The following is a 12,738-nucleotide window of genomic DNA, read 5'->3' on the forward strand; positions in this document are numbered from 1 at the left end:
GTCCGGCACGGTAGGTTTCGGTCATGGCTCGCGTACGTGCCGCTCTGTACCTGGACTTCGACAACGTGTTCAGCGGCCTCATCAAACAGGACCCCGACGTGGCGATCCAGTTCGCCAAGGATCCGGCCTCCTGGCTGTCCCGCCTGACCACCACGTTGACTGTCGACGGCCCGCGCCGCTGGTTGATCGTCCGCTGCTACATGAACCCGGGCGGCTGGGTTCCGCACCCGGACCCCACAGCCGGCCAGCCCCGCCTGTACTACTCACAGTTCCGGCCGTTCTTCGTCAACGCCGGCTTCGAGGTGATCGACTGCCCTCGGCTGACCCACACCAAGAACGCGGCGGACATCCGGATGGTCGTCGACGCTGTCGACGCGGTCGCTGATCCGGTGGTCTACGAGGAGTTCGTGATCGCCTCCGGCGACTCGGACATGACCCCGCTGCTGGTGCGCCTGCGCCGGGCGGACCGGCGCACCACGATCGTGTCGCCGTCCGACGCCGCGGAAGCCTTCATCGCTGTCGCCGACCGGCTGATCACCAGCCAGGAGCTGCTCGAACTGGTGCAGGGTGAGCCGGTGGAGAGCGATGACGAGCCCGCGGTCGTCGTCGACGAGGCAGAGACACCAGTTTCGTACGATCAATTCCGCGACCTGGTCCGATGGCGTTTCGACGCCGCGACCGGCCCGCTCAACCTCGCCTCGCTCGCCCACGACCTGCGCCGCCAGCTCGGCCCCAGCGTGGACCTGACCAACTGGTTCGGCTTCGGCGGGTTCGTCCGCGCCCTGGAGAGCCTCGGCCTGTCGCACGCCAAGTTCTCCAACCACTTCATCTGGGACGACAGCCGGCACGACCCGCCCGAGGCGTCCGGCGCTCCCGGCCCCGCACCGGAACCGGTGGGCCGGCTCAACGCCCTGCTCAGCCTGCCCCGCCTGACGCAGGAGATGTGGCCGCTGGTGTACGAGTCACTCGCCGCCTACGCGTCCACCCACCACTTCAACCTGACCGAGGCGACCCGCTGGGCCCGCGACCGGCTCGCGGCGGAGGGTGTCGACGTCAGCCGGGCGGCGATCGCGTTCGTCACCCGCGGTACGGCCTTCGGCGGTGCCCCGCTCTACCGGCAGCCACCGCCGGCCGCCGAGGAGATCGCGACCGCCTTCGCCGACAACGTGCTCAACCGCGCCGAGGCCGCTTCGATCGCCCTCACCGACGAGGAGTCCACCCAGGTCCGCACCTGGCTCGGCGCCCTCCCCGACTAACCCTCCCTCAGCTGGCCCTCAGCGGGGCCCGCCAAGCGTTTCGCCACCCCCCACACAGCCAGCTGGCACTCAGCGGGGCCCGCCGAGCGTTTCGACCCCGCTCACAACCAGCTGGCACTCAGCGGGGCCCGCCAAGCGTTTCGACCCCGCTCACAACCAGCTGGCACTCAGCGGGCCCGCCGAGCGTTTCGACCCCGCTCAGAGCCAGCTGGCTCCCAGGGCTGCTTCACGTTTGTGGAGGCAGCACTGGAAGCCAGCCGGAAGCGGGACTCAGCCGGTTACGACGACGACCACCCGCGGGTTCTCCGTACGGGACTGGACGGTGCCGCCGACAACAGCCGGCCGCTGGGCGCCATAACCGACCACCGTCGCGGTCACCTTCGCCCCACTTGCCTTGAGCTCGTCACAGACCGCCTTCGCCCGATTCTGCGACAGCGTCTTCACAGCAGCTGCCTTCCCGGAGTAGTCGGCGTACCCCTCGCAGGTGATGCGCTGCGCCGGCCCGAGGTTGGCAACCAGCTTGCGGATCGCGGTACGGCCCTGCGCGGACAGCTTGGCGCCGGACCCCTCGAACGTGCTCATCCCCACCAGCGTGGTCGCCTGGTTCCGGGCCAGCACCCGGGCGCCACCCAGCGCCGTGTTCGGGTGAGCGTCGAATCCCTTGAACGACGAGTAGTACGCCTTGGTCCGCCGCTCCTTGCCAGTGGTGCGCTTCGGATCTGCCGGAACAGCTACCCAGCCGGACCGGTCGATCTTCGGCAGGGCCGCCGGCGCCACGGTGGGACGGAAGGTGGCGTCGGCGTACTGACCGAACGCGTCACTGATCCGGTACGTGATGCCGGTTGTCCGCCCGGCGAAGCCCGCCGCCGGGGTGAACGTGATGGTGAACGTCAACCCCGACCGGAACAGCTCGTAGGTGCCCTGACCGGACACCGGCACCTTCGTCGTGACCGCGTCCGACGCGGCCGTCACCTGCCCGGACGCCATCAGGCTGACGTTCTGCCCCGGCTGAAGCTGACCCGTCACCGCCTGCTTCCCGCTGCCACCGGTGTTGCCACCGCCGCTCCCGGTACCCGGATTGACGCTGGGCGGGATCGGCGAAGCGGGCTTGGAGACGGTGGGCGTGTAGACGGCGGTGCCGCTGAGCCCGTTGACGTCCGTGACCCGGAACGTGACCCCCTGCGGGGTCCCGCTGTAACCGAGCGCCGGGGTGAACGAGATGGTGCTACCCGCCAGGCGGTAGACGCCCACCCCGGGGTAGCCGACGACATCGGCGGGGCCGCCGGCCGCGTTGAGAAGCGTGACAGTTTCGCCGGAGGCCAGCGGTACCACGGCTCGCTGAATGGCCGGAGCCGTACCGCTGCTGCTCAGCGCCTCCGGCTCGGGCGGGATGCCCTGCGGGGTCGCCGTGACCGAGGCCGAGGCCGTGCCGGCACCGGCGCTGTTCACCGCACGCACCATGATCGTGTAGGCGGTGCCGTTCGGCAGATCGGTGATCGCGCCGGACGGGGTGTTGCTGGTGATGTCCGCGGTCAGCTGCAGCCACGTGGTGCCGTTGACGGTGTACTCGTATCTGCTGATCGGTGCGCCGCCGGTGACCGACGGAGCCCGGAACGACAGTTCCAGCCGCCGGTCACCGGCCTTCGCGACCAGTCCGGTCGGCTCGGACGGCGGCACGATCGTGGGTGTGGTGGCCGGCGCCGACGGGGTGGCCGTGGCGGTGCTGGAGGCCGTGCCTCCGCCGGAGGCGTTGACGGCACGCACCGCAAGCGTCTGCGACACACCGGCGGGCAAACCGGTGATCCGGCCGGCCACCGGGGCCGTCCCCGATGTGGGCAGGTTGAGCCAGGTCGTCTGGCCGTCGATGGAGTACTGGTACCCGGTGATCGGGCTGCCGCCGGGATCGGCGGGCACGGTGAAGAGCACGTCGATGCCACCGATGGTTCCGGTGGCGACCAGCCCGGTCGGCGCGCCCGGACCCAGGGCAGGTGGCGCCAGGGTGATCCGCCAGATGTAGTTCCAGGTTGGTTCGGCCACGTACAGGTAGTCGCCGTCACCGGTACGCGGCGTGGCGATGGCGTAGATGTGGGAGAAAGTGGTCGCGCTGAGGGGCTCGCCGTTCGCCGGGCGATTCCCGCCCGTGTTCTCGGTCAGGACGCTCAGGACTCCGGCACTGTCGATCCGGTAGATCTTCGAGGAGTAGGTCGCGACGAAAAGGGTGCCGCCGGCATCCATCGCCAGCTTCTGCGGCATGCTGAGCGGCGTTGCGGTGGCCGGCCCGGGCACCACGGGATCGCCGGGCTGCCCGGCCCCGCTACCCGCGAACACCGTCATCATGCCGTTGGTGTCGACCTTGAAAATCTGACCGAACGAGACATCCGCGAGGTACATGTTGCCGTCGGTGTCAGCGACCATTCCGTCGACGCCGCCGATCTCGGTGGTGGCGGCCGTGACCGGTGGGTCACCAGCCGGGCGTGAAGACTGGGCGTAGACGCCGGTACCCGCGAAACGCGTCAGAATGCCGTCCGAGCCGATCTTGAAGACCTCGGGGCTCTGGCCGGAACTGATGTAGAGGTTGCCCGCTCCGTCAACGGCGAGGCTGCCCGGGCTGATCGGAGTGCTCGCAGCGGGATTGCCCACCACGACCGGTAGGTTCGGGTTGTAGCTCCCGGTGCCCGCGACCGTCGTCAGTTCCTGGGTGGAGTGGTCGACCTTGAAAACCATTCTGTTGCCGTTGTCGGCGATGTAGAGGTCCCCGTTGGGGGCCGTGGCCAGTGCGGTCACATAGGAGAGCTTGGCGTCCAGGGCCTGCGGCCCCGCCTCGTATATACCGGAGTCGTCGTACCGGCCGGCATAGCGCCGGAGAATCCCGTCGTCGTCGTCGACCTCGAAGACCATGCCGGCACCGGCCGACAGGTAAACCTTGCCGTCCGGACCTGTCGCCACGGCTTGCGGGTAATAGGTGGGCGAGTCTTCCGCGGGGACGCCCACAACGGGGAGCCCCGACATCTGGTCGCTGGAGATCAGGCCGCCCGTGCCGTCGCCGGCGAACCGATAGACGGTGTCGACTCCCGGTGGGGGCGTAGCGGAAGCCGGCGAGGCCACGGCCAAGACCGCCCCCGGCACCAGGACAATCGACGCGATCACGGCGCCCATGCGCGCCGCCCTTCTCCTTCGTGCCCGACTGCTTGCGGCACTACTCCTGCTCATGCTGGCCCGCTCCTCGACGTTGAGGCTTGAATCCCGGGAGCACCGGGAGGGCATTTCGCTATTGCGCGGAATGCGTCACTTCGCCTATCGGCCGAACGGTGGAACGTATGAGCCCCAGTCAGACGATTTCCGGGCCGAAGAGGCGCGCCGCGGCCGCCTCCCACGCGGCGACCAGGTCGATCTCCCCCGGCTCCCGGAGCCACTGGATCTGCAACCCGTCCATCAGGGCCACCACCTGCCCCGCCAGCGCCCCCGGGTCCGGCACCCGCCCGGCGGCCAGCGCGGCCAGCGTCGACAGGGTGCGGCGCTGGCGGTCGCGGAAGTAGCGGTGGGCCGGGTGGTCCGGTGCCAGCGACTCCGCCTCCAGCACCGCGAAGAGCCGCACGATCTCGGGCTGGCCGGCGTTGCGGCGGACCAGGGCGGAGCAGACCTGCGGGAGGGTGATCACGCCGGGGCCCTCGGCCCAGATCAGTTCCTCGGCGACGCCCAGCTCGGCAGCGAGCGACCGGGCGTCCTGTTCGTCGCGGTGTTCCAGGACCGCCACGAGCAGGCTGTCCTTGGATCCGACGTGGTGCAGCAGGCCGGGCACGGTGACACCGCAGACGTCCGCCACGTCCTGCATCGACAGGCCCCAGAAGCCGCGCTCGGCGATCAGCCGTGTGGTGGCCTCGAGGATCTGGCGACGCCGTTCGGCGGCGGGTAGCCGCGAACGGCGGGGTGCGGCGGCTTTCACAGGGTCTTTCCTACCAGCAACTATTGCCTGCCAGGCTGAGGCGTAGCTATGTTACGAGGCAGTTACTACTTAGCAGGTACTAGGTAAGGGAAGTCGGCTCATGTCGTCCGAACTCAGCACCGCTGACCAAGCCGCGATCACCAGCGGCGCTGACTTCTGGCACACCACACCGGTGGAGGCGGCCGGCATCCCGGGCGTCACCGTGACCGACGGCCCGCACGGCGTCCGCATGCAGGCGGCCGAGGGCGACCTGCTGGCCGGCGTCCCGGCGACCTGCTTCCCGCCCGCCGTGGCGAGCGCCTCGACCTGGGACCCCGATCTGCTGCGCCGGATGGGCGAGGCCCTCGGCGACGAGTGCCGCGCCCAGGACGTGGCGGTGCTGCTCGGGCCGGGCGTCAACCTCAAGCGCAGCCCGCTCGGCGGCCGCAACTTCGAATACTTCTCCGAGGACCCGATCCTCACCGGCGTGCTCGCCACCGAGTGGGTGCGCGGCCTGCAGAGCCGGGGTGTCGGCGCGTCGCTCAAGCACTTCGCGGTGAACAGCCAGGAGACCGACCGGATGCGGGTCAGCGCCGACCTCGACGAGCGCACCCTGCGTGAGGTCTACCTGCGCGCCTTCCAGCGGGTGGTGACCCGGGCACAGCCGTGGACCGTGATGTGCGCCTACAACAAGATCAACGGGGTGTACGCGAGCGAGCACCACTGGCTGCTCACCGAGGTGCTGCGCGGCGAGTGGGGCTTCGAGGGCCTGGTCGTCTCCGACTGGGGCGCCGTGGTGGACCGGGTGAAGTCGATCGCCGCGGGCCTCGACCTGACGATGCCGGGGCCGGACGCCGAGGGCGATCAGGCTCTGGTGACCGCCGTCGAGGCTGGGCAGCTCGACCCGCGGCTGCTGCGGCAGAGTGCGGAGCGCGTACGGAAAATGGTGGTGAAGGCCGGCGAGCGACCGGCCGGCGACTATGACGCCGCAGCGCACCACGCGCTCGCCCGGGAAATCGCCGGACGGGCGATCGTGCTGCTCAAGAACGACGGCGACCTGCTGCCGCTGACCGATGGCGGGCAGAGCGTGGCGGTGCTCGGTGAGTTCGCCCGGACCCCGCGCTACCAGGGCGGCGGCAGCTCCCAGATCACCCCGACCAGGCTGGACGACGCGCTCACCGAGATCCAGGCGTCGACGAGCGCGACCGTCCGGTTCGCGGCCGGCTACAGCGTCGAGGGCGATGCTCCCGACGAGGCCCTGCTCACCGAGGCGGTCGAGGCCGCACGGGAAAGCGACGTGGCGATCGTCTTCGTCGGCAGCGTGCACGAGACCGAGGGCGCCGACCGCGACTCGCTCGACCTGCCGGCTGCCCAGCTCGCGCTCATCGAACGGGTCTCCGCGGCCAACGGCCGTACCGTCGTGGTGCTCTCCAACGGCGCCGTCATCGCGACGAAGCCCTGGGACGAGACCGTGCCGGCGCTCCTGGAGAGCTGGCTGCTCGGCCAGGCCGGCGGCAGTGCCGTCGCGGATGTGCTCTTCGGCCGGGTCAACCCGTCCGGGCGGCTCGCCGAGACGATCCCGGTGAAGCTCGCCGATCACCCGTCCTACCTGGACTTCCCGGGGGAGCACGGGCACGTCCGGTACGGCGAGGGCCTGCACATCGGCTACCGCGGCTTCGACGCCCGTGAGCAGCAGGTCGCGTACCCGTTCGGCTTCGGCCTGTCCTACACCACCTTCGGCTACGGCGAGGCCCAGGCCTCGGCCGGTGAGGAGGGCATCCTGATCCGTGTGCCGGTGACCAACACCGGCGGTCGGGACGGGCGCGAGGTCGTCCAGGCGTACGTCAGCCTGCCCGGCTCCCGGGTCTCGCGGGCACCGCGCGAGCTGAAGGCGTTCACCAGCGCCGAGATCGCCGCCGGTGAGACGGCTGAGGTGGTGCTCACCGTCGAGCGTGAGGACCTGGCTTACTGGGACACCCGGCTGAACCGGTGGATCGTCGAGGGCGGCTCGTACACCGTCGAGATCGGCGCGTCGTCACGCGACATCCGGGCCACCGTGAGCGTGGACGTCGCCGGCGACCCGGACCGGGTACCGCTGACTGCCGAGTCCAGCGTCGGCGAGTGGTTCGCCGACCCGCGCGGCGCCGAACTGCTCGCCGAGGCGTTCACCGCGGCGATGGCCGAGGGCGGCGGTAGCGGGGAGATGGGCGCCATGGTCGCCGACCCGGGCATCCTGATGATGCTGGGCAGCCTGCCGCTGAGCCGGATGGCGAAGTTTCCTGGAAGTCCGCTGCGGCCCGAGGCCCTGGACAAGCTGGTCACCGACGCCAACAACTGACGTTCAGGCACGCGCGCGCGTCAGCAGCGCCTGAATCCGGGACACCAGCTCCCGCGGGCTGAACGGCTTCGTCACGTAGTCGTCAGCGCCCGCGCTGAACCCACCCTCGACATCCTGCTCCTGCACCCGGGCGGTGAGCATGATGATCAACATGTCGGCGGTGGCCGGGTCGCCGCGCAGCGCCCGGCACACGTCGATCCCGGAGAGCCCCGGCATCGAGACGTCCAGCACGGCGAGGTCCGGGAGGCTCGTGCGCGCGGTCTCGACGGCTGCCTGCCCGTCACCGACGGTGATGACCTCGAGCCCCGCCTGTTCCAGCTTGAACGCCACCAGGTCGCGGATGTCGGCGTCGTCGTCGGCCACCAGGACCGTCGTCACGGCACTCCCCCCGAAGAAGTCACTACTTATCCGGACGATATCCCGTTGAACGCTGACAGGTGGGTAGCTCTCCGGAATGCGGTTGCAACCCATCGGCAACCGTGCGGCCCCCTCGATGCAGCCCGGAGCCGGTGTGCTGGACGCAGACAACCACGGCGCTACCGAACAGCTGGGAGGAACCGATGACCGTACTTATCGACGACGTCCGCTGTGAAGCGCTGTTCGTCTCCGACCTGCAACGCTCGCACGAGCCGACGCCCCAGAACATCCGGGACGCGGTGCACACGACCGTCAACCGGCTCGGCGAGGCGGGATGTGCCGAGTTGGTGGCACAGGAGTTCGGCGAACACCCGGACTGCGCGATCGGCAGGATGCGGTGGGCACGCACGGCGATCAGGCTGGCCTTCGCTGCCTGACATTTTCCGTACGGGAGGAGTCGCTCATTCGTACCCGGATTCCTCTGGCGCCCGCGTCACAACGGCCCGTAAGCTCACCGTCATGCGCGCGAGAATGACCATGTGGTGGCCCGCCTGACAGGCGGATCCATCCCCCGCGCGTAACCACCGCGGCCGCCTCACCGAGGCGGCCGTTTTGCATGGCCGGACTCGGTCGGCACCGCCGAGTCCCGGAAGAGGAAGCCATGCCTTTCGCCCTGCTCCATCGCGATGGTGCCGACCACGTCGAAGTGCTCACCGGCGAGATCATCACGGTGGACAAGCTCGCCGACATCCCGATCGGCCCCACGCTCGCACTGATCCCTTACCGCCAGATCGCCGAACGCGGCTTCGACTGCGTCGACGACGGCACGCCCTTGGAATGCCTGCTGATCCGATCGTCGGCCAAGGAACCGCTGTCGGCGTTCCCGCCCGCGCCGCTGACCCTGCGTGACGGCGGCTTCGACATCTCCGACGATGAGTACGGCGAACTCGTCGAAGAGGTGCTCCGCGACGAGATCGGCCGGGGCGAGGGTGCCAACTTCGTCATCCACCGCACCTACCTGGCCACCGTCGAGGGCGACCCGGTCGATGCCGCACGCGCCGCCTTCGGCCGGCTGCTCGCCTCCGAACAGGGCACATACTGGACGTTCCTCGTGCACACCGGCACCCGCACGCTGGTCGGCGCGACACCCGAGCGGCACGTCAGCGTCACCGACGGCATCACCATGATGAACCCGATCAGCGGCACGTTCCGTAACGGATCCGGCTCGCTCCTCGACTTCCTGCGCGACCCCAAGGAGATCGAGGAGCTCTACATGGTCCTCGACGAGGAACTCAAGATGATGGCCAAGGTCGCCGAGCACGGCGGGCAGGTCGCCGGCCCCTACCTCAAGGAGATGGCACACCTCACCCACACCGAATATCTGCTGGCCGGACGCGGATCGCTCGATGTGCGCGAGGTGCTGCGCGAAACCATGTTCGCGCCCACCGTCACCGGAAGCCCGATCGAGAACGCGTGCCGGGTCATCGCCCGCCACGAACGCCGCGGCCGTCGCTACTACGCCGGCGTACTCGCCCTTCTCGACCACGATTCCACCGGCCGGCAGACCCTCGACGCGCCGATCCTCATCCGCACCGCCGAAATCACGCCCGACGGCATTCTCCGAGTACCTGTCGGTGCCACGCTGGTCCGTCATTCGACGCCGGCGGGCGAGGTCGCCGAAACACACACCAAAGCGGCGGGCGTGCTGGCCGCGCTGGGCTTTTCGGCGGCGGCCCCTTCTTCGGTACGGGCGGACGCGCGCTCCCCCGAAGTTCAGCAGTTGCTCGCGTCCCGCAACGACGAACTGGCCCGATTCTGGCTGGACTCACGGGCGCCGGGCGCCCTGGAGATGCCCTCCCTGAAAGGCCGCACAGTGGTCGTCGTCGATGCGGAAGACACGTTCACGGCGATGCTGACCCACCAACTGAAGGCCCTCGGGCTGGTCGTCTCGGTGGTGCCGTGGACCGCTTCGGTGCCGACGGCGGATCTTGTCGTGGTAGGGCCGGGACCTGGGGATCCGGCATCGCCGGCGCCGAAGATGGCGGTGCTGCGGGAATTGGTGTCATCGTTGCTGGCGGCGGGGCGGCCGGTTTTCGGGGTTTGCCTGGGGCAGCAGATTCTGGCTTCGGTGCTGGGGTTGGCGCTCGAGCGGAGGTCGGTGCCCTATCAGGGGGTGGCTCGGGACGTGGATCTGTTCGGGGCGGTGCGGCGGGTGGGGTTCTATTCGAGCTTCTCGGCAGTTTGCCCTCCGTCGGGCTTCGGTTCCTCGCCCGGTTCCTCGCCCGGTTCTTCGCCCGGTTCTTCGCCCGGTTCTTCGCCCGGTTCTTCGCCCGGTTCTTCGCCTGCGTCCGGTTCGTCGGTCGTGTTCGGCTCGCCGTTCGGGCCGGTGGCGGTGGCCCGGGATGCCGCGGACGGGACGGTGCACGCGTTGCGCGGAGGCCGGTTTGCGGGCGTGCAGTTCCATCCGGAGTCGGTGCTGAGCCGGGACGGGGTGGACGTACTCCGGGACCTTCTTCCGGAGTTGCTGTCAGACGTGATTAGTCCGGCAATTAGCGGGTAGCAAAAAGTAGTCGGTGGTCCAAGGCGATCGAGAGCCTCACCTTGGGCCACCGGCCCTTTCTCCCGCACCGCTTTCTCCCGCCGCGCCCTCCCCCCGCCGCGCTTCTCCCGCGGCGCCCTCTCCCCCGCGCGTTTCCTCCCGCCGCACCCTCTCCCCCGCGCGTTTCCTCCCGCCGCACCCTCTCCCCGCCGCGTCGCCCGCCGCCCCGCTTCTGCGCCTCTCGCGTATGCGCTCCTGGCGCGGGTTGGCGCGCACCGCGTGCGTTAATCACTGCTCGCAGGGTGCTCGCAGCGTCGATAGATGCGCACATTGGGGTTCCGTGCGCTTTCACCCACGCCAGGGGCTCTACCAGCGCACACGCAACTCCAACGTGTGCGCTGGTGTTCGCTGTCGTTGTCCACAGGGCCCACCACGGGCCCGGAAAAGCGGCAATGCTGGATCGATGCCGACCACCCCACCCGCCCGGGACGCAGCCCTCACCAGCCTGAGCCAACGCCAGGAGGGGGTGCTCGCCTGGAGCCAGGCCCGCCGCCACCTCAGCCAGAGCGCGATCGTCCACCGCATCGCCTCACAACGGTGGCGACGGGTGCACCGCGGCATCTACCTGACGCACACCGGCCCGATCACCCGGCAGCAACGCCTGTGGATCGCCGCCCTCGGAGTCGGCAACGGCCGAGCCGCCCTGCTCGGCGGCCCGACAGCCCTTCGAGTCCTGGGGCTGAGGATCCCGAGATCCCGCGACGGCGACAACGAGCCGATCCACGTGATCCGCCCAGCCCGCTACACCGACCGTGATCCACCCCATGACGTGGTCGTCCACCGCACCCGCTATCTGCACCGTGACGAAGCCTGCCTGACAGCCTCACCCCCGTGCACCGTCGCCGTCCGCTCCATGATCGACGCAGCTCAGTGGGCGATGACCGACACGACCGCCATCGCCACGATCGCCGCCTCCTTCCAGCAGCGGCTGGTCACCCCCGAGCAGGCCCGGCTCTTCCTCACCACCAACCGAAGGCTCCGCCGGCGCCCACTCATCGAGGCCGCGGTGACCGACGCCGGCGGCGGTTCGGAGTCCGTCTACGAGATCGAGTTCCTCCGCCTGTGCAAGCAGTCCGGTCTCCCATCCCCCACCCGCCAGGCCGTGCGCCGCGACCGCTCCGGCCGCACCAGATACCGCGACGTCTTCTTCGACCAGTGGCGCGTCCAGGTCGAGATCGACGGCTCCCAGCACATGGAGGTCACCGACTGGTTCGCCGACATGAGAACAGGCAATGAGGTCGCCATAAGCGGCGTGCGACTCCTCCGCTTTCCCGGCTGGGTGGTGCGCCACCGCCCTCACGAGGTCATCACCGACCTCAAGGCCGCCCTCCGCGCCGCCGGCTGGGAGGCCACCCACCCCTCCTCCCACGCCGCCTGACCACGGACATCCAGCGCCGGCCCTCGCGGAGTGTGAGCGGGGATTGCCGGTTTCGGGGGCTGGGGTGCGGTCGTGTTGTCTCGGAAGCTCCTAAGATCGACGTATGGAGGTCATCTATTACTTTGATCCGGGATGCCCGTTCACCTGGCGCACCTCCCGATGGCTGCTCGCGGTCGCCCCGGAACGGGGGCTCACCGTGCGGTGGAGCCCGTTCAGCCTGGCGATTCTGAACGGCGACGGCGTGCCGGAGCAGTACCGTGCCATGGTCGCCGCGTCGAGCCGGGCGCTGCGGCTGGTCGCGGCTCTGAAGGCGGACGGTCGTCAGAACCAGCTGGCGGTTTACTACACCGAGCTCGGGAACCGTACGCATGAGGCCGGCGCCGGGATGAGCGACGAGATCGTCGACGCGGCTGCCGACGCTGCCGGTGTGGAGAAGGCGGCGGTGATCCTCGACGACCCGTCGTGGGACGAGTCGGTGCGGGAGTCGCACGAGGCCGCGATGGCGCTCGCCGGGCCGGGCATCGGCTCGCCGGTGCTGCAGGTCGAGGGCGTCACGCGGGGGCTGCACGGGCCGATCATCAGCGAGGTGCCGGCGATCGAGGAGTCACTGGCGATCTGGGATGCGACGGCCACCCTGATCCGCCTCGACTCATTCTTCGAGCTGAAGCGTGGCCGCGGCTGAGCACGACCTGAAGCGCGGCGGCTGAGCGTCACTGCAGCACAGCGGCTGAGCGTCACTGCAGCACAGCCGCAGCTGAGAGACGTGCGGCGGCGGGCTCAGCCGCCCGCCGCCGCACCTCAGAACCCGCAGGAACCGCGCGGCGGAACCCGCCGCGGGTTCCGTGACGAAACCCGGACGGAACTCGCGGCGGAACCCGCGGTGGAGCC

9 protein-coding genes are annotated in these 12,738 nt (G+C 69.7%); 6 read left to right on the forward strand and 3 right to left on the reverse strand.

Going from position 1 to position 12,738, the window contains the following annotated elements; all coding sequences use genetic code 11:
• The first annotated feature begins 23 nt into the window (after nt 1-23).
• Nucleotides 24-1,256 carry an NYN domain-containing protein gene (locus ACFQV6_RS08675; RefSeq protein WP_378026838.1) on the forward strand — a complete coding sequence of 411 codons (1,233 nt, stop codon included), beginning with the start codon at nt 24-26 and terminating at the stop codon, nt 1,254-1,256.
• Between the two features lie 270 nt (nt 1,257-1,526).
• On the opposite strand, the gene ACFQV6_RS08680 is transcribed toward ACFQV6_RS08675, so the two are convergent.
• Both ACFQV6_RS08680 and ACFQV6_RS08685 read right to left on the reverse strand, forming a co-directional pair.
• On the reverse strand, nt 1,527-4,412 hold the full coding sequence (locus tag ACFQV6_RS08680) for a fibronectin type III domain-containing protein (protein ID WP_378026839.1): 2,886 nt from the start codon (nt 4,410-4,412) through the stop codon (nt 1,527-1,529).
• A gap of 172 nt (nt 4,413-4,584) precedes the next feature.
• The gene (locus ACFQV6_RS08685) at nt 4,585-5,199 is read right to left on the reverse strand and encodes a TetR/AcrR family transcriptional regulator (RefSeq protein ID WP_378026840.1); all 615 of its coding nucleotides are present in this window, start codon (nt 5,197-5,199) and stop codon (nt 4,585-4,587) included.
• 100 nt (nt 5,200-5,299) lie between these two features.
• Between ACFQV6_RS08685 and ACFQV6_RS08690 the strand changes: the two genes are divergently transcribed.
• Nucleotides 5,300-7,516 (forward strand): glycoside hydrolase family 3 C-terminal domain-containing protein, encoded by a 2,217-nt coding sequence (locus ACFQV6_RS08690; protein WP_378026841.1) that lies wholly within the window; start codon nt 5,300-5,302, stop codon nt 7,514-7,516.
• A 3-nt stretch (nt 7,517-7,519) separates the two neighbouring features.
• Here ACFQV6_RS08690 and ACFQV6_RS08695 read toward each other — a convergent pair whose 3' ends face one another.
• On the reverse strand, nt 7,520-7,894 hold the full coding sequence (locus ACFQV6_RS08695; RefSeq protein ID WP_378026842.1) for a response regulator transcription factor: 375 nt from the start codon (nt 7,892-7,894) through the stop codon (nt 7,520-7,522).
• Nucleotides 7,895-8,076: 182 nt separating this feature from the next.
• Between ACFQV6_RS08695 and ACFQV6_RS08700 the strand changes: the two genes are divergently transcribed.
• From ACFQV6_RS08700 to ACFQV6_RS08715, 4 genes are all read left to right on the forward strand, one after another.
• Nucleotides 8,077-8,310, forward strand: a complete 234-nt coding sequence (locus ACFQV6_RS08700) for a hypothetical protein (RefSeq protein WP_378026843.1) — start codon at nt 8,077-8,079, stop codon at nt 8,308-8,310.
• A 179-nt stretch (nt 8,311-8,489) separates the two neighbouring features.
• Nucleotides 8,490-10,433, forward strand: coding sequence for an anthranilate synthase family protein (locus ACFQV6_RS08705; protein ID WP_378026844.1), 1,944 nt, complete (start codon nt 8,490-8,492; stop codon nt 10,431-10,433).
• A gap of 442 nt (nt 10,434-10,875) precedes the next feature.
• Entirely contained in the window at nt 10,876-11,850 is a 975-nt protein-coding gene (locus tag ACFQV6_RS08710; RefSeq protein WP_378026845.1) for a hypothetical protein, read from the forward strand.
• Nucleotides 11,851-11,953: 103 nt separating this feature from the next.
• Entirely contained in the window at nt 11,954-12,532 is a 579-nt protein-coding gene (locus ACFQV6_RS08715) for a DsbA family protein (RefSeq protein ID WP_378026846.1), read from the forward strand.
• The last annotated feature ends 206 nt before the right edge of the window (nt 12,533-12,738 follow it).

This window comes from Actinoplanes sp. GCM10030250 (genome assembly GCF_042666575.1).
GTDB lineage: Bacteria > Actinomycetota > Actinomycetes > Mycobacteriales > Micromonosporaceae > Actinoplanes.

What these genes read in the sequence shown, in the direction of transcription:
- ACFQV6_RS08675 (WP_378026838.1), top strand. Translation starts at nt 24, where the DNA reads ATGGCTCGCGTACGTGCCGCTCTGTACCTGGACTTCGACAACGTGTTC.
- ACFQV6_RS08680 (WP_378026839.1), bottom strand. Translation starts at nt 4,412, where the DNA reads ATGGGCGCCGTGATCGCGTCGATTGTCCTGGTGCCGGGGGCGGTCTTG.
- ACFQV6_RS08690 (WP_378026841.1), top strand. Translation starts at nt 5,300, where the DNA reads ATGTCGTCCGAACTCAGCACCGCTGACCAAGCCGCGATCACCAGCGGC.
- ACFQV6_RS08700 (WP_378026843.1), top strand. Translation starts at nt 8,077, where the DNA reads ATGACCGTACTTATCGACGACGTCCGCTGTGAAGCGCTGTTCGTCTCC.
- ACFQV6_RS08705 (WP_378026844.1), top strand. Translation starts at nt 8,490, where the DNA reads ATGGCCGGACTCGGTCGGCACCGCCGAGTCCCGGAAGAGGAAGCCATG.
- ACFQV6_RS08710 (WP_378026845.1), top strand. Translation starts at nt 10,876, where the DNA reads ATGCCGACCACCCCACCCGCCCGGGACGCAGCCCTCACCAGCCTGAGC.
- ACFQV6_RS08715 (WP_378026846.1), top strand. Translation starts at nt 11,954, where the DNA reads ATGGAGGTCATCTATTACTTTGATCCGGGATGCCCGTTCACCTGGCGC.